This is a genomic window from Sphingomonas sp. MMS24-J13, assembly GCF_044905095.1.
Taxonomy (GTDB): domain Bacteria; phylum Pseudomonadota; class Alphaproteobacteria; order Sphingomonadales; family Sphingomonadaceae; genus Sphingomonas_I.
On the sequence record NZ_CP173258.1, the window covers coordinates 3,186,905 to 3,202,763 of the forward strand.

Here is a 15,859-nt window from a genome sequence, read left to right on the forward strand (position 1 = left end):
CTTCGCTGAAGAAAAGTGTTTCGGAGGGGGAGTAAGCGGGCGCTCGCGAGGGGACACGGAATGAATCTCAGGCAGATCGAGGTATTCCACGCAGTATATTCCGTCGGCTCGGTGAGCGGCGCGTCGCGGCTGCTCAACGTATCGCAGCCCTCGGTCAGCAAGATCATCAAGCATGCGGAATCGCGACTCGGCTTCTCCCTGTTCAAGCTGGTCAGGGGGCGCCTTCTGCCGACGGACGAAGCGCATGTCCTCTTCCGCGAGGTGGACGATCTCCATGCCCGCATCGACGTGTTCCAGCGCACGGCAAAGAACCTGCGCTCGACTTCCGATGGACAGATACGGATGGGGGTGATCCCCTCCCTGGCGATGTCGATCACGCCCGCGGTGATCGCCCGCTATCGCAAACGCTATCCACGGGTCACCTTCGAGGTGACGGCCATCCATCACGACAATTTCCGCGACAGCCTGGTGTCGCGCGCGTGCGACTTCGTGATCGGGCATCATCTTCTCCATGATCCGGAGATTGCCAGCACCTCGTTGGGCCTCGGCCGGGTCGGCGCATTGTTCCGGCGCGGCTTGCTTCCTCCGGACGAAGAGCGGGTCGATCTGGCGACGCTGCAGAAGCACGAAGTGATCGGCTTCTCCCCCAGCGTTGCGATCGGCGGCCTGGTCGGCCCGGCCGGGCGTATGGCGGAGATGGGCGGGCCGCCCTCGATCGTGGTGCGTTCGGTGTATATCGCCGCGGCACTCGCACGGCAGGGCGCGGGGATCGCGTTGGTGGACGAGTTCACCGCGCACGGATTCCTGTCCGACGAGCTCGACTTCCGCCTCATCGAACCGGCGGTAACGTTCGAGCTGAAGGCGCTGCATCTCGCCGACCATCCGTTGTCGCGGCTTGCACGCAATTTCCTCGATCTCAAGCGCAGCATGATCGCGGAGCGAGCGGCGATGTCGCCCTCCAAGCCTTACCTAGAGGCTATAGGCTCAAGCCTGAACTGAATAGGTCCGCTGCTTGCCCAACGCGGGCAGTTCGTGGACTATACTCGCCGTGACAATGATCGTGGCGGCAGCATGACTGAATCGGCGACCTCGGAGACGTCCATCGCTGGCGCTGTATATTTTGCTTTCCCGATCTTCCGGTCGACTTCGTCCGATGGCGGCAGGAGGATTTTGAGGAACCCGAAACCGACATCGTGTTCCGATGAATTTGCGTCGCACAAACCCCACCAGCCGATGATCGGCGAGCGGACGCGTCCGTTCGGCGGTAGCAACCGCGGGCGTGCCGCGTAAAAGCACGCTCGATAATCAGGAGTCGTACAATGCATCTCGCGCGCTTTCCGCGGCGGCGCTACACGCCGCACGCCACCGCCATCGAACCGATGCCCCATCTGTCGGCGGCGCTCGGCGGCGCGCGGCTGTTCATCAAGCGCGACGACCAGCTCGGCCTGACCGCGGGCGGCAACAAGACGCGCAAGCTCGAATTCCTCGTTGCCGATGCGCTTGCGCAAGGCGCCGACACGCTCATCACGGTGGGCGCGGTACAATCCAATCATTGTCGCCTGACGCTGGCCGCGGCGGTGCGCGAAGGTCTAAAATGCCGCCTGGTGCTCGAGCAGCGCGTGCCCGGCAGCTACGATCCGGCCGCGTCCGGCAACAATTTCCTGTTCGATCTGCTCGGCGTGGAGCAGGTCAAGGTCGTCAATGCGGGCGACGACCTCGCCGCCGCGATGGCCGAGGTCAAGGCCGAACTCGCGGCCGAAGGGCGGCGCGGCTACATCATCCCAGGCGGCGGCTCCAACCCGCTCGGCGCATTGGGCTACGTATCCTGCGCCGAGGAGATCCTGCAGCAGACCTTCGATACGGGCCTGCAGCTGGACCGCATCGTCGTCGCCAGCGGCAGCGCGGGCACCCATGCCGGGATCGTCGCCGGCCTGATCGGCAACAGCGCGGGCATCCCGGTGACCGGGATCAACGTCCGGCGCGGACGCGCCGAGCAGGAGGCCAACGTCTTCAAGCTCGCGGTCGAAACCGCCGCCTTTGCCGGCGTCGTGCCGGAGATCGCGCGCGACGCGATCGTCTGCCGTGATGAATGGGTCGGCCCGGGCTATTCGCTGCCCACGCCGGAAATGATCGAGGCGGTGCGCCTGTTCGCCAGCACCGAAGGCGTGCTGCTGGATCCGGTCTATACCGGCAAGGCCGCCGCTGGCCTGATCGGGCTGGTCCGCTCGGGCGAGATCGCGCGCGACGAGACGGTGCTGTTCGTCCACACCGGCGGCTCGCCCGCGCTCTACGCCTATCAGCCGATCCTGGGCGCTGCCGCGGCATGACCGATGCGCGCCGGGCCGTCGGCGTGCTCGGCGGAATGGGGCCGGCGGCGACGATCGATTTCATGGCCAAGGTGCTGCTGCACTCGCAAGCGGCGCAGGGGGATGCCGGCCGCGAGCAGGATAATGTGCGCCTGATCGTCGACAGCAATCCCGCCGTGCCCGATCGCAACGCCGCGGTCGCCGGCACCGGCCCCTCCCCGGGGCCGGCGCTGGCCGCGATGGCGCAGGGGCTGGCGCGCGCCGGCGCCACCTTCCTCGTCATGCCATGCAATGCCGCGCATGCGTTTGCGGCAGATGTGATCGCGGCGACGCCGCTGCCGTTCGTCCACCTCATCGAGGAGACGGTGCACGCGGTGCGCCGCGATCATGCGCATGTCCGCCGGGTGGGCGTGCTGGCCGTCGCCGCCACCGCCGATGCCCGTCTTTACGAACGCGCGCTGGAGCCGCTGGACTTCACCGCGATCGTGCCGACAGGCGCGGCACGCGAGCGTTTCATGGAGGGTGTCTGGGCGATCAAGGCGGGCCGGCTCGATAGCGGGCGCGCCATCGTGGCGGAGAGTGCCCGGGCGTTGGTGGCAGCCGGGGCGGATCTGGTTATCGCCGGCTGCACCGAGGTACCGCTGGTGCTCGATTCGGACGATCTGTCCGTCCCGCTGATCGACGCGACCGACGTGCTGGCCCGTCGTACCGTCGCCTATGCGCGCGGCGAGGCGCTGCCGCAGCGATGACGCTGGCGCGCCTCACACGGCACCATCGCTAGCAGTCCATAGCCTTGCGCTATGGCGGCGAAAAACCTTCGAATGAGTGCAATGCACAATGCGCGCTCGCTTCGTCCGGCCTATAGGTTAGTCTCCACGCGTCGGGAGGGTCTCCCGTCGAATAAGGTGAGCGGTGCCACCGATGCGGCTCCGATGCCGAACAGGGCGTAGAACCCGCGACATTCGGAGCGGAAGGCGCCAGTCAAAAAGGGGGTCCGATTTTGCGAGTCCTGGTTCGTTCTTCATTTTGCCGTTCCGCGCGATACGCTGCCATGTTGTGCACCGCAGCGTCGATCGTGCTGGGTAGCCCTGCCCTCGCCGCGCCCAGCTACGACGCGCAGGCCAAGGCGTTGCTCGGCAGTGCCAAGTACAAGACCGCCAAGGCGAAGATCGCGGCGGACTATGACCGCATCATCGCCGACATCATCAAGCTCACGGAAACCGAGTCGCCGCCGTTCAAGGAAAAGACGCGCGGCGCGCTGTACAAGGAGATGCTCGCCGCCGAGGGGCTGGCCGACGTCACCACCGACGAAGAGGGCAACGTCTACGGCACGCTGAAGGGATCGGGCGCGCCCGGCCCGGTATTCGTCGTCACCGCGCATCTCGACACCGTCTTTCCCGCCGGCACCAACGTGAAGGTGAAGCGCGAGGGCAACCGGCTGGCAGCGCCGGGCATCGGCGACGACACGTCGAGCCTGCCGGTCCTGCTGGCCTTCATCCGTGCGATCAAGGCGGCTGGCTTCACGCCGGCGACCGATATCGTCTTCATGGGCAATGTCGGCGAAGAGGGCCCGGGCGACCTGCGCGGCATGCGCTACCTCTTCAACAAGGGCCCGCTGAAGGACCGGATCAAATATTTCATCTCGTTCGAGCCTGGCCGCGCGGACCGGATCACCAATGCCGGTGCCGGCTCCAAACGCTACAAGGTGACCTTCACCGGCCCGGGCGGACACAGCATGGGCGATTTCGGGATCGTCAGCCCGGCTTATGCGCTGGGCGACGCGATCAAGCAGTTCGGCGAGATGAAGGTGCCGGCCAAGCCCAAGACGGTGTTCAACGTCGGCATCGTCGAGGGCGGCACCTCGGTCAACTCGATCCCGTTCGCCATGGCGATGACCATCGACATGCGCTCGGAAGGCAAAACCGAGCTCGATGCCGAGGAAAAGGAATTCCTCGCCATCCCGCCGCGCGCGGCGGCGGCCGAGAATGCGGCGCGCTCCACCGCGAAGGGCAAGGTCGGCTACGACATCAAGCTGATCGGCGACCGGCCCGTCGGGGCGGTGGCGATGGATGCCGAAATCCTGCAGAAAGCGGTGTCCGTCCGCAACGCCGCCGGGATCAAGACCAGCTTCGGCACGGGCTCCAGCGACAGCAACATACCCTGGAGCATGGGCCGTCCGGCGATCACGCTGGGATCCGGCTTCGAGACGCACGGCGCCCATTCGCTCGATGAGGACATGATCCTCGATAAGCCGACGGACATCGAAAACATGGCGATCGGGCTGGCGACCGTGCTGCTGATCGCGGACGCGAAATGAGCTTGGTTCAGGATTGATGGGGCTCGGCCGCCGCGCGCGGCCGAACGAAGGGAGATTCCAATGCGCGCTTTTCTGCTCGCCACGACAATGCTCGGTTTCGCCTTCGCGGGTGCCATGCCCGCCGCAGCGCAGCTGGCTCCGCCGACGCAGGCCAAGATCACCGATCCGGAAACCATGCTGAAGGTAAAGCCGGGCTCCGATTACTACCTTGCCAACTACACCCAGATTTCCGCCTGGCTGAAGCAGATCGCCGGCGAAAGCGACCGCATGAAGCTGGTTAGCATCGGCAAGACCGCCGAGGGCCGCGACCAATATATGGCGGTCATCTCCTCGCCCGAGAACATGAAGAATCTGGAGCATTACCGCCAGATCGCGCAGAAGCTCGCGCTGGCGAAGGGCCTGACCGACGAGCAGGCGCACGCGCTCGCCGCCGAGGGCAAGGCGATGGTGTGGATCGACGCGGGCCTGCACGCGACGGAGGTCACCAACGCGCAGACCCACATCCAGATCATTCACGAGATGGTGACGCGCAACGATCCCGAGACGCTGCGCCTGCTCAACGACGACATCATGCTGTTCGTGTTCGCCAATCCGGACGGACTGGAACTCGTCGCCAACTGGTACATGCGCGATCCGCACAAGGTGACGACCGAATCGATCCCGGTGCTGTACCAGAAGTATATCGGCCACGACGACAATCGCGACAGCTTCGCCTCGAACCAGGCCGAGACGACCAACATGAACCGCGCGGGCTATCGCGAATGGTTCCCCCAGATCCTCTACAACGAGCACCAGACCGGCCCGGAAGGCGCGGTGGTGTTCATCCCGCCGTTCCGCGATCCCTATAACTTCTTCAACGAGCCGCTCGTCATCAACCAGACCGACGTGGTCGGCGAGATGATGCATGCGCGCCTGGTCAGCCAGGGCAAGGCCGGATCGGTGATGCGTTCGGGCGCGCCTTATTCCACCTGGTTCAACGGCGGCATCCGCACGATCGGCTATTTCCACAACCAGATCGGCATCCTGACCGAGATCATCGGCAATCCGACGCCGATGGAAATCCCGCTGGTGCTCGACAAGCAGCTGCCGCGCGAGGACGAGGTGATGCCGATCGCCCCGCAGAAATGGCATTTCCAGCAGTCGCTCGAATACATCAAGGAAATGGACCGCGCCGTCCTGGACTATGCCTCGCGCTACCGCGAGATCCTTCTCTACAACCGCTACGTCATGGGCCGGAATCAGGTCCAGAAGGGTAGCCAGGACAGCTGGGTCACGACGCCCAAGGGCCTGAACGCCGTCCGCGAGGCCGCCGCGAAGATGGAAGGCGGCAACAAGGCGGCACAGGATGCCGGGCCCGCCGTGATCGGCCGCGGCGACCGGCCGGTGCCGTCCGCGCTGTACGATCAGGTGCTGCACGATCCCGCCAAGCGCATGCCGCGCGCCTACATCATGTCGAGCGCCGACCAGCCCGATCTGCCGACCACGGTCAAGTTCCTGAACTCGCTGATCAAGGCGGGCATCGAGGTCGAGCAGGCGCCGGCGGCGTTCAGCTTCGGCGGGAAGAGCTATCCGGCCGGCAGCTTCATCGTCCGCGCCGATCAGGCGTTCCGCCCGCACGTGCTCGACATGTTCGAGCCGCAGGACCACCCGCAGGACTTCGCCTATCCCGGCGGTCCGCCGATCCGGCCCTACGATATCACCGGCTACACGCTCGCGCTGCAGATGAACGTCAAGTTCGATCGCATGCTCGACGGCGCGCCCGATCACTTCCCGCTGGTGCCGGACGTGATGGCCCAGCCGCCCGCGGGCAAGGTGGTCGGGACGGGGAGCGCCGGCTATCTGGTGAGCCACGCTACCAACAACAGCTTCATCCTGTCCAACCGGCTGCTGAAGGCGCACCTTCCCGTCTACTGGCTCAAGGATCAGACGAGCGCGGAGGGCCAGACGATGGCGCCCGGCGCATTGTGGATCCCGGCCAGCGCCAAGGCGAAGGCGATCGTCACGGCCAGCGCCGCCACGCTCGGCATCGATGCCTATGCGGTCGGTGCCAAGCCCACCGGGGCAATGATGGCCGTCAAGCCGGCGCGGATCGGCCTGGTCGATCTCTACGGCGGCTCGATGGCGTCGGGCTGGACACGCTGGATCTTCGAGCAGTTCGAATTCCCATACACGAAGGTCTTCCCGCAGGAGCTCGACAAGGGCGACCTCAACAAGAAATACGACGTGCTTGTCTTCCAGAGCGACGTGCTGGGCCGCGGCGAAGAGGGCGGTAACCGCCGTCAGCCCAAGGCCGAGGACCTTCCCGCCGAATACCGGCCCTGGCTCGGTGCCATCACCAAGGACAAGACCTACCCGATGATCGCGGCCTTCGCGAAGGCGGGCGGCACCGTGATCGCGATCGGCAACGCCACCGCGATGGGGCCGGCGCTGGGCGTGCCGGTGACCAACATGCTCGTGACGACCGGCGCCGACGGCAAGGAACGGCCGGTTCCGTCGAACAAGTTCTACATTCCGGGCTCGATCGTCACCGCCAAGGTGAACATCAACGATCCACTCGCTTATGGCGTGCCCGAGACGGTGAACATGTTCTACTATAACAACCCGGTCTTCTCGGGCGCGGGCGACAGCCCGGCAGCGAAGAAGGTCAGCTGGTTCTACAATGACGATCCGCTCGTCGCCGGCTGGGCATGGGGCCAGAAGATGCTGAACGGCGCCACCAGCATCGTCGATGCCAGCCTGGGCAAGGGCCACGTCCTGCTGCTCGGGCCGGAGGTGACGCAGCGCGGCCAGCCCTATCCGACCTTCAAGTTTCTCTTCAACGGCATCTTCTACGGGAAGAGCGCGTCGGGCACCGCCACCGCGGCGGCCGACACGCCCGGCGAGAAACGAGCGGACTGACCGCTCGTGGCGGGAGGCGCGTGTTCCCCTCATGCACGCGCCTCCCGGTTCCAGTTGACGGCCGCCCGAGGGCGTGGCGGCGATGCAGACAGCCAGCACGGCCCACCCACCCCATGATCGGAAAGGAGCGGGCATGATTTGGAACAATTTCGGATCGCTCCGGACCGATCCGGCGCGCTCTCCTTCGGCCGCCGCCGTCGGCAACGTCACCGCGGCGGACCTCTACGGCGATCTCGAGCCGGCGCCGAAGGTCCGCGGGCGCGACAATCTCCGCGGCGTCGCCGTCGCCTGCGCGGCGACCCTCGCCGCGGCCTTCCTGGCCGACCATTATGGCGCGCCGCTCACCCTGATGGGGCTGCTCGTCGGCCTCGCGCTCAACTTCCTCAGCAGCGACCAGCGATTGGCGCCCGGTCTCGCGCTCACCTCGCGGACCTTGCTGCGCTGGGGCATCGTGCTCGTCGGCGCGCGCGTAACGCTCGGCGATATCGCTCATCTCGGGCCGCTTACCCTGCTCGCGGTGGTGGCGATCCTGTCCATCACCCTGGCCAGCGGCGTGTTCGCGGCACGGCTGCTCGGCTTTTCGACCGCCTTCGGCCTGCTCTGCGGCGGCGCGGTCGCGATCTGCGGCGCGTCGGCGGCGATGGCGTTCGCCACATTGCTCGGCGACAGGCGCGACGGGCAGGCGCAACTCGCGCTTGTGCTCGTCGGCATCTCGGCGATGAGCGCGACGGCGATGATGCTCTATCCGGTGCTCGCGCATCAGCTGGGTTTCGATCACCGTCAGGCCGGCTTCCTCTTCGGCGCGGCGATCCACGACGTCGCCCAGTCGCTGGGTGCCGGCTATTCCTTCTCGCCGCAGGCGGCGCAGACCGCCGCGATCGTCAAGCTCACCCGCGTCGCCCTGCTTGCGCCGACATTGGCCGTCGTCGCGATGCTGATGCGGACCGGAAGCGGCGGCGGCAAGGTACCTCGCCTGCCCTGGTTCATCGTCGGCTTCTTCCTGCTTGCCGCGATCAACTCCGCCGGCTTCCTGCCGCATGTCGCCGCGGATCACGCTCAGCAGCTGGCGACCGCCCTGCTGGCTTGCGCGGTGACGGCGACCGGCATCCGCTCGCCGATGCAGTCGCTGCTCGAACATGGGCCGAAGCCGCTGCTCGTCATCCTGGCGGCGACCCTGGTGGCGCTCGGCCTGTCGTTGCTCGCGGCGCGGTTCATCGTGGCATGACGGCGGAGACAGGGCTGATTTCGACCGGTGGGGCGGAGCGATCGGCAATGATCGCGGCCGCATGCCGGGATGAAGGGCATTAACGGGAGACTATAGGTGGACGATCGGCGCGATCACGCAGCATCCCGCAGGATGCCTGCACCAAGCAAGGCAGCGGCGTTGGGGATCGCCTCGTTGGGGGCGATGGCCTGGCTGTTGGGAAGCGCCGCCATCGGCGCGGAGCCGGCGGCCGACGTCGTGATCCGCGGCGGCACGATCTACGACGGCTCGGCTGCCATGAAGCCTTATGTCGGCGACGTCGCGATCAGCGGCGAACGGATCGTCTACGTCGGGCCGCACGCCACGATGGAGGCGAAGCGGGTGATCGACGCCGCCGGCATGGTCGTATCGCCCGGCTTCCTCGATCCCCACACCCATCCCGATCGCTTCTACAAGTCCACCGATCCGGCGATGCGCCAGGTGCCGGCCTGGATCGCGCAGGGCGTGAGCACCATCTTCGTCGGCGTCGACGGCGCCGGATCGCCCGACGTCGCCGATACCTTCGCGAGGGTCAGCAACGGCGGCACCGGCGTGAACGTGATCTCCTATGTCGGCTTCGGCCCGATCCGCACGCGCGTGATCGGCGAAGTCGATCGCGCCCCGAACCCGGCCGAGCTGGAGAAGGAGAAGGCGCTGGTCGCCAAGGGCATGTGCGAAGGCGCGATCGGTTTCTCGACCGGCCTGTTCTACGTGCCGCAGAGCTATTCGAAGACCGACGAGGTCATCGCACTCGGCAAGGTGGCGGCGAAATATGGCGCGATCTACGACACCCACACCCGCGACTATTCGGACTTCACCGTCGGCGCGATCAAGTCATACCAGGAGGCGCTCGACATCGGCAAGGCGACCGGCATGCCGGTCCACCTCAGCCACATCAAGATCATCGGGCCGAAGATCTGGGGCAAGTCGGCCGAGGTCGTGAAGATGGTCGACGCGGCCCGTGCCGCCGGCCAGAGCGTGACCTCGAGCCAATATCCCTATTCGGCCAACGGCACGAGCATCTCGGCGATCATCATGCCCAACTGGGCGCTGGACGGCGGGCGCGAGGCTTTGCTCAAGAGGATGGACAATCCCGAGACGCTCGATCGCCTCAAGAAGGACATGACCGCGAACCTGGAGCGCACCGGCGGCGCCAACAAGCTGCTGCTCGCCGGAACCTGGTCGTCGGCGGATGGCAAGGAGGCGCCATATTCGGGCAAGTTCCTCGACGTCGTCGCCCGCGAATGGGGCCTGACGCCGGTCGATGCCGCGCTGAAGATCGTCAAGCAGGGCGGCAACCAGTCGATGATCGGCTTCGTCATGGGCGAGCAGGACATCGAGAATTTCATGAAGCAATCGTGGAACTTCACCGATTCCGATGGCTCCGATGGCCATCCGCGCGAATATGGCACTTATCCGACCAAATACCGGAAATATGTGGTGGAGCAGAAAGCGATCAGCTTGCCCTTCTTCATCCGCAGCTCGACCGGTGCGCCGGCGGACTTCTTCGGGGTCAAGGAGCGCGGCTATCTGAAGCCGGGTTACTTCGCCGACGTACTGGTGTTCGATCCGAAGACCTACGCGCCCAAGAGCGACTTCAGCCACTGGAACCTGTTGCCGACGGGCGTGATCGACCTGTTCGTCAACGGCAAGGCGGCAATCGACGGCGGCAGGATGACGGCGGTCCTGTCGGGCCGGACGCTGCCGCACGCCTCGCCCGCAGGGACGTGCGGCTGACGGGTGCGGCGCTCCGGCCCGACCATGACGAAAGCGAGTTTCGATAGAATTTCCGGCGCAGCAAGAGAGGTTTCGATGGCACACAAAAGGGCATGGACGATCGCGTCGCTGGCGGCTTTATCCTGGGCGTTGGGCAGCGGCGCGATGAGCGCGGAGCCGGCCGCAGACGTCGTGATCCGTGGCGGCACGATCTATGACGGCTCGGCGGCGATGAAACCCTATGTCGGCGATGTCGCCATCAGCGGCGATCGGATCGTCTATGTCGGCCCGCACGCGACGATGGAGGCGAAGCGCGTTGTCGATGCTGCCGGGATGATCGTCTCGCCCGGCTTCATCGATCCGCACACCCATCCCGATCCCATGATCAACTCGGACGATCCACAGAAGCGCCAGGTGCCGGCCTGGCTTGCCCAGGGCGTATCCACCATCTTCATCGGCGTCGACGGCAACGGCGCACCAGAAATCGCGGACAAGTTCGCCAAGTACAAGGCGCAGGGCCTGGGTGTGAACCTCGTCTCCTATGTCGGCTTCGGCCCGATCCGCACGCGTGTGGTCGGCGAAAGCGATCGTGCGCCGACGGCGGAGGAGCTGGAGAAGGAGAAGGCGCTGGTCGCCAAGGGCATGTGCGAAGGCGCGATCGGCTTCTCGACCGGCCTGTTCTACGTGCCGCAGAGCTATTCCAAGACCGACGAAGTCATCGCGCTCGGCAAGGAGGCCGGCAAGCGCGGCGGCATCTACGACACCCACACGCGCGATTATTCGGACTTCACCGTCGGCGCGATCAAGGCCTATCAGGAGGCACTCGACGTCGGCAAGGCGGCCGGGATGCCGGTCCATCTCAGCCACATCAAGATCATCGGGCCCAAGGTCTGGGGCAAGTCGGTCGAGGTCGTGAAGATGGTCGATGCCGCCCGTGCGGCGGGGCAGAACGTCACGGCCAGCCAATATCCCTATACCGGCAACGGCACGAGCATCTCGGCGATGCTCATGCCGAACTGGGCACTCGACGGCGGCCGCGCGGCCTTGCTCAAGCGGATGGACAATCCCGAGACGCTCGATCGCCTCAAGAAGGACATGGCGACCAATCTCGAGCGCACCGGCGGCCCGAACAAGTTCCTGTTCCGCGGCCGCGGGGAAGCCTGGTCGGGCAAGTTCCTCGACGTCGTCGCCAAGGAATGGGGCATGACCCCGGTGGATGCCGCGCTCAAGATCGTCAAGCAGGGCGGCAGCCAGTCGATGATCGGCTTCGTCATGGGCGAGGAGGACATCGCCAATTTCATGAAGCAGAGCTGGACCTTCACCGATTCGGACGGCGGCGAAGGCCATCCGCGCGAATACGGTACCTTTCCGCTGAAATATCAGAAATATGTGCTTGAGCGGAAGGTCATCTCGCTGCCCTTCTTCATCCGCAATTCGTCCGGTGCGACCGCCGATTTCTTCGGCCTCAAGGATCGCGGCTATCTGAAGGCGGGTTACTTCGCCGACGTGCTGGTGTTCGATCCGAAGCGCTATGCGCCCAAGAACGATTTCTCCCACTACGACGTGCTCGCCGAGGGCGTCACCGACCTGTTCGTCAACGGCAAGGCCGCGATCGACGGTGGTAAGATGACGGCCGTCCTCTCCGGCCGGCCGCTGCCGCACACCCCGACCCCGGGAACGTGCAGCTAGCCTCCGATCGATCACGGAAGAGGACGAAATCGTGGTAGGCGCGATGCGGAAGAATTTGACGTGGCAGATCGTCGCGGCGTGCCTGCTCGGCGCGATTTTCGGTCTCGCCTGCCACGCGCTGATCACGGATGCGGCGCACATCGCGACGATTGCGGCCATCTGCGATTTCACGACCAGCTTCTTCTTGCGTTCGATCAAGATGCTGATCGCGCCTCTGGTGTTTGCCTCGCTCCTCAGCGGGATCGGACGAATGGAGGAAACGGAAGCGGTCGGCCGCATCGCATTGCGGGCGATGGCATGGTTCGTCATCGCCGCGTTCGTCGCGATGGCGATCGGCTTCGCGGTGGTGGAGTGGGTGGCCCCCGGCAACGGCCTTCATCTGCGCGCCTCCGCGGCGGCAAGTGGAATGAAGGCGCCGCCGTTCGATGCCGCCGCATTCCTGCTCAACATCGTGCCGACCTCGATCGCCGATGTCATGGCGCGCAACGACGTGCTGCCGATCGTATTCTTCGCGATCGTCGCGGGGCTCGCGCTCCCCCGGATCGGCCAGACCGGCGCGGACGTGCTGCGGCTCGCCGACGGCATTTTGCGGCTGATGCTGCAGATGGCCGGCTTCGTGATGCGGTTCGCGCCGCTCGCGGTGTTCGCGGCGGTGGCGACGGCGCTGACGCGCTACGGCGCAGGCGTCATCGCCACCTACGCCTCCTTCATCGGCGGCTATTATCTCGCGCTGGCGTTGCTCTGGGTGGTCATGATCGCTGCGGGCGGAATGCTGCTGGGCGCACGCACGCAGCGCGCCTTGCTGGTCCAGGTGCGCCAGCCCGCGCTGATCGCGCTAGCCACCACCAGTTCGGAGGCCGCCTATCCTTCGCTGTTGCAAAAGCTCGAGGCCTTCGGCGTGCCGAACCGGATCGCCGGGTTCGTCCTGCCGCTCGGCTACGCGTTCAACCTCGTCGGATCGATGTGCTATTGCACCTTTGCCGTGCTCTTCATCGCACAGGCCTACGACGTGCCGCTCACGTCTGCGCAAATCGCCCAGCTCCTGCTGATGCTGTTCGTCACGAGCAAGGGCATCGCCAACATGCCGCGTGCCTCGATCATGGTCGTGGCGGCGACAGCGCCCTACTTCTCGCTGCCCGAAGCGGGCGTGGTATTCGTCCTCGCGATCGATCACTTCCTCGACATGGGCCGTACCGCGACCAACGTTGTCGCCAACGCCATCGTCGCGGCCTGTGTCGCGAAGTGGGAACCGCGCGAAATGCGTCTCACCCCAATTATCGCTTGAAGGAATCGACAGCATCGTTGCGGGCTTGCCGGACGTTCCCAGCCCGCGTGGCTCGGCGGCCGCAATCTCACCGAAGGCCCTGGGCCGGAGCGATGACAAGTCGCAATTTGTGTTGAGAAATCATCAACCCTCGTCCACAGAGAGGGTGAGAGCGCGCGTTGCTCGGGCGCGGCCTGCGGTGCAGCGGGTTAGGCACAGGAGTGACGGTGAATGCGGACGGGCCAGGACGAGCAATTGCTGTCGGCGGGCTATAGCCGCACCTTCATCGTCACGAGCCTGCTGATCGCGACGTTCAATTTCGCAGATCGTTCGGTCTTCGCGGTGACGGCGCAGCAGATCAAGGGCGACCTCGGCCTGTCGGATTTCCAGCTCGGTATCCTGCAAGGCGTCGCCTTCGCGCTCCTCTATGCCGTGCTGGGCGTACCGATCGGGCGGTTGGCCGAGCGCGTGTCGCGCGTGAAGATCATCGCCGCTGCGATCCTGTTCTGGTCCGCCATGACGATGGCGTGTGCGGCGGCGGGCAGCTTCGTGCAGCTTCTGTTGTGTCGCGTCGGTGTCGGGATGGGCGAGGCGGGCTCGCAACCCGCGACATCGTCGCTCGTCGGTGATCTGTTCCAACGCCATCGCCGCGCTTCGGTGATGGGGCTCATTCTGTTGGGCTCGCCGCTCGGCACCTTCATCGGCGCATCGGTGGGCGGGTGGGTCGCTGGCCATTGGGGGTGGCGCGCGGCGTTCATCGCGATGGGGCTCCCGGGCGCATTGATCGGGCTGCTCACGCTGCTGGTGCTGCGGGAACCGCGCCGCGGTCTGGCGGACAATTTGCCGCCGACACGCACGCCCGCGCCGAACTTCAGAGCGTTCCTCAAGGTTATGGCCAGCAAGCCCGCGCTGATGTTCGTAATCGGTGGCGGCGCGCTCGCCGGCTTCGGGATGAGCTCGGTCTCGCAATTTCTGGCCGTGTTCCTGGCGCGCGTCTATGATTTGCCCGCGCGCTCCGCAGGCGCCCTCTACGGCACGATCTCGGCGCTGGCACTCGCCAGCGGGCTGCTGATCGGATCCTTCGGGACCGACTGGCTGGCACGGCGCGGCGACGGGCGCTGGCCGGCCTGGGGCGCCGCGATCGGCCTGTCCATTGCGCCGTTTTCCTATTGGATCGCGTTCAACGCGGCCTCGCCGACGACCGGAACCATACTGCTGATCGTCTCCGGCTGCTTCCTGCTGCTTTATTACGGGCCGACGATCGGCATGATCCAGAACCTGCTCGAACCGCGCATGCGCGCAACCGGCGCGGCGGTGTTCGGGATGCTCTACACTTTGGTGGGCTATGGCGGCGGGCCGACCTTCGTCGGCTGGATGAGCGACCGCTTCGCCACGACCGCCTTCGACGGCGGCGACTATCTCGTGCGGTGCCGGACGATCAAGACGACGCTGCAGGCGGCGGGAGGCCTGCAGCATGCCTGCGCAGCGGCAGCGGCAACGGGCGTCCGATCCGCGCTGATGTGCGCGGTCTGCGTCTTCTTCCTCGCAGCGGCGATGTTCCTGCTCGCGGCACGGACATTACGGCGCGATTATTACCGGGCGGGGCAAGCCGCATGAGCAGCATCGCATTGCGAGCGTGGTTCGAAGCCTATGTCGATGCGTTCAATCGCAACGATTTCGACGGCTTCGGTGCCTATTATGCGCCTGACGTGATCTTCCAGGGGCAGGCGGCCCAGGTGGTCGGGCGCGACGCGGTTCTGGCCTTCTACCGTACGGTCAAAGCCAGGCTCGACGAGACGCTCGACCTTCTGACCTTCGTCGGCGCCCCCGCGGGCGACCGGATCGTGGTGGAGATGCGCACGCGCCTCCACGCGCGTGAGGACTGGCCCGAAATGCCGACCGGTCCGATGCGCCGGGGCGACCGGCGCGAGAGCGTGAGTTTCATCATCTACGACGTCGCGCACGAACGCTTCACGCGCGTGCGTTCGGCGCGCTTCACGCAGCCGGCGGTCCGCGCATGAGCCCCGAAGATCGCTTCCGCGCCTATATCGATGCGTTCAATCGCAGCGATTACGAGGCATTGTGCCGCCATTATGCGCCCGATGTGCGGCTGGTGATCGGCAACGGGACGGAATTGATCGGGCGCGACGCGATCGTCGATTTCTACAGGCCGGTGAAGGCGGCGACGCGGCGCACGATCGAGGTTCTGCAATGCTTCCACGACGGCAACGTGCTCGCCGCCGAGCTGGAATCGGAATTCCTGGCGCTCGAGGATCTTCCGGCATTCGTGGCCGGGCCGATGAACAAGGGCGATCGGCGCTACCTCAACAGCCTCGTCCTCTACGATTTCGAAGGCGAGCATTATACGCGTATCCGCGCCGCGATCCTGAAGCGCGAATATCGACCGGTCGACGCGACCGCCTGAT

General features: G+C 65.8%; 12 protein-coding genes. All 12 read left to right on the forward strand.

The genetic code is table 11. From position 1 onward, the window contains the following. Positions 1–15: 15 nt before the first annotated feature. The 12 genes from AB4Z44_RS14675 to AB4Z44_RS14730 all read left to right on the forward strand — a co-directional run bounded on the left by AB4Z44_RS14675 (position 16) and on the right by AB4Z44_RS14730 (position 15,858). A complete protein-coding gene (locus AB4Z44_RS14675) occupies positions 16–999 on the forward strand; it encodes a LysR family transcriptional regulator (RefSeq protein WP_404710437.1) in 984 nt (327 codons plus the stop codon). Positions 1,000–1,319: 320 nt separating this feature from the next. Then, positions 1,320–2,327 carry a D-cysteine desulfhydrase gene (locus tag AB4Z44_RS14680; RefSeq protein ID WP_404710438.1) on the forward strand — a complete coding sequence of 336 codons (1,008 nt, stop codon included), beginning with the start codon at positions 1,320–1,322 and terminating at the stop codon, positions 2,325–2,327. Then, on the forward strand, positions 2,324–3,055 hold the full coding sequence (locus tag AB4Z44_RS14685; protein WP_404710439.1) for an aspartate/glutamate racemase family protein: 732 nt from the start codon (positions 2,324–2,326) through the stop codon (positions 3,053–3,055). Before AB4Z44_RS14680 ends, AB4Z44_RS14685 begins: the two co-directional genes overlap by 4 nt. A 302-nt stretch (positions 3,056–3,357) precedes the next feature. Further along, a complete protein-coding gene (locus AB4Z44_RS14690; protein WP_404710440.1) occupies positions 3,358–4,623 on the forward strand; it encodes a M20/M25/M40 family metallo-hydrolase in 1,266 nt (421 codons plus the stop codon). 60 nt (positions 4,624–4,683) lie between these two features. Then, complete coding sequence (locus AB4Z44_RS14695; protein ID WP_404710441.1) at positions 4,684–7,521, forward strand: M14 metallopeptidase family protein; 2,838 nt, start codon at positions 4,684–4,686, stop codon at positions 7,519–7,521. A 133-nt stretch (positions 7,522–7,654) separates the two neighbouring features. Then, the gene (locus tag AB4Z44_RS14700) at positions 7,655–8,746 is read left to right on the forward strand and encodes a YeiH family protein (RefSeq protein ID WP_404710442.1); all 1,092 of its coding nucleotides are present in this window, start codon (positions 7,655–7,657) and stop codon (positions 8,744–8,746) included. A gap of 132 nt (positions 8,747–8,878) precedes the next feature. Next, the gene (locus tag AB4Z44_RS14705; RefSeq protein ID WP_404710443.1) at positions 8,879–10,501 is read left to right on the forward strand and encodes an amidohydrolase family protein; all 1,623 of its coding nucleotides are present in this window, start codon (positions 8,879–8,881) and stop codon (positions 10,499–10,501) included. 75 nt (positions 10,502–10,576) lie between these two features. Continuing rightward, positions 10,577–12,169 carry an amidohydrolase family protein gene (locus AB4Z44_RS14710; RefSeq protein WP_404710444.1) on the forward strand — a complete coding sequence of 531 codons (1,593 nt, stop codon included), beginning with the start codon at positions 10,577–10,579 and terminating at the stop codon, positions 12,167–12,169. 43 nt (positions 12,170–12,212) lie between these two features. Then, on the forward strand, positions 12,213–13,454 hold the full coding sequence (locus AB4Z44_RS14715; protein ID WP_404710445.1) for a dicarboxylate/amino acid:cation symporter: 1,242 nt from the start codon (positions 12,213–12,215) through the stop codon (positions 13,452–13,454). 210 nt (positions 13,455–13,664) lie between these two features. Then, on the forward strand, positions 13,665–15,050 hold the full coding sequence (locus AB4Z44_RS14720) for a spinster family MFS transporter (RefSeq protein ID WP_404710446.1): 1,386 nt from the start codon (positions 13,665–13,667) through the stop codon (positions 15,048–15,050). Then, on the forward strand, positions 15,047–15,454 hold the full coding sequence (locus tag AB4Z44_RS14725; RefSeq protein ID WP_404710447.1) for a YybH family protein: 408 nt from the start codon (positions 15,047–15,049) through the stop codon (positions 15,452–15,454). The genes AB4Z44_RS14720 and AB4Z44_RS14725 overlap by 4 nt, the downstream gene beginning before the upstream one ends. Then, positions 15,451–15,858 (forward strand): nuclear transport factor 2 family protein, encoded by a 408-nt coding sequence (locus AB4Z44_RS14730; RefSeq protein ID WP_404710448.1) that lies wholly within the window; start codon positions 15,451–15,453, stop codon positions 15,856–15,858. Before AB4Z44_RS14725 ends, AB4Z44_RS14730 begins: the two co-directional genes overlap by 4 nt. Position 15,859: the final 1 nt, after the last annotated feature.

Coding starts and splice junctions, on each gene's coding strand:
- AB4Z44_RS14685 (WP_404710439.1), top strand. CDS start 2,324: ATGACCGATGCGCGCCGGGCCGTCGGCGTGCTCGGCGGAATGGGGCCG.
- AB4Z44_RS14695 (WP_404710441.1), top strand. CDS start 4,684: ATGCGCGCTTTTCTGCTCGCCACGACAATGCTCGGTTTCGCCTTCGCG.
- AB4Z44_RS14730 (WP_404710448.1), top strand. CDS start 15,451: ATGAGCCCCGAAGATCGCTTCCGCGCCTATATCGATGCGTTCAATCGC.
- AB4Z44_RS14710 (WP_404710444.1), top strand. CDS start 10,577: ATGGCACACAAAAGGGCATGGACGATCGCGTCGCTGGCGGCTTTATCC.
- AB4Z44_RS14725 (WP_404710447.1), top strand. CDS start 15,047: ATGAGCAGCATCGCATTGCGAGCGTGGTTCGAAGCCTATGTCGATGCG.
- AB4Z44_RS14715 (WP_404710445.1), top strand. CDS start 12,213: ATGCGGAAGAATTTGACGTGGCAGATCGTCGCGGCGTGCCTGCTCGGC.
- AB4Z44_RS14700 (WP_404710442.1), top strand. CDS start 7,655: ATGATTTGGAACAATTTCGGATCGCTCCGGACCGATCCGGCGCGCTCT.
- AB4Z44_RS14690 (WP_404710440.1), top strand. CDS start 3,358: ATGTTGTGCACCGCAGCGTCGATCGTGCTGGGTAGCCCTGCCCTCGCC.
- AB4Z44_RS14680 (WP_404710438.1), top strand. CDS start 1,320: ATGCATCTCGCGCGCTTTCCGCGGCGGCGCTACACGCCGCACGCCACC.
- AB4Z44_RS14705 (WP_404710443.1), top strand. CDS start 8,879: ATGCCTGCACCAAGCAAGGCAGCGGCGTTGGGGATCGCCTCGTTGGGG.
- AB4Z44_RS14720 (WP_404710446.1), top strand. CDS start 13,665: ATGCGGACGGGCCAGGACGAGCAATTGCTGTCGGCGGGCTATAGCCGC.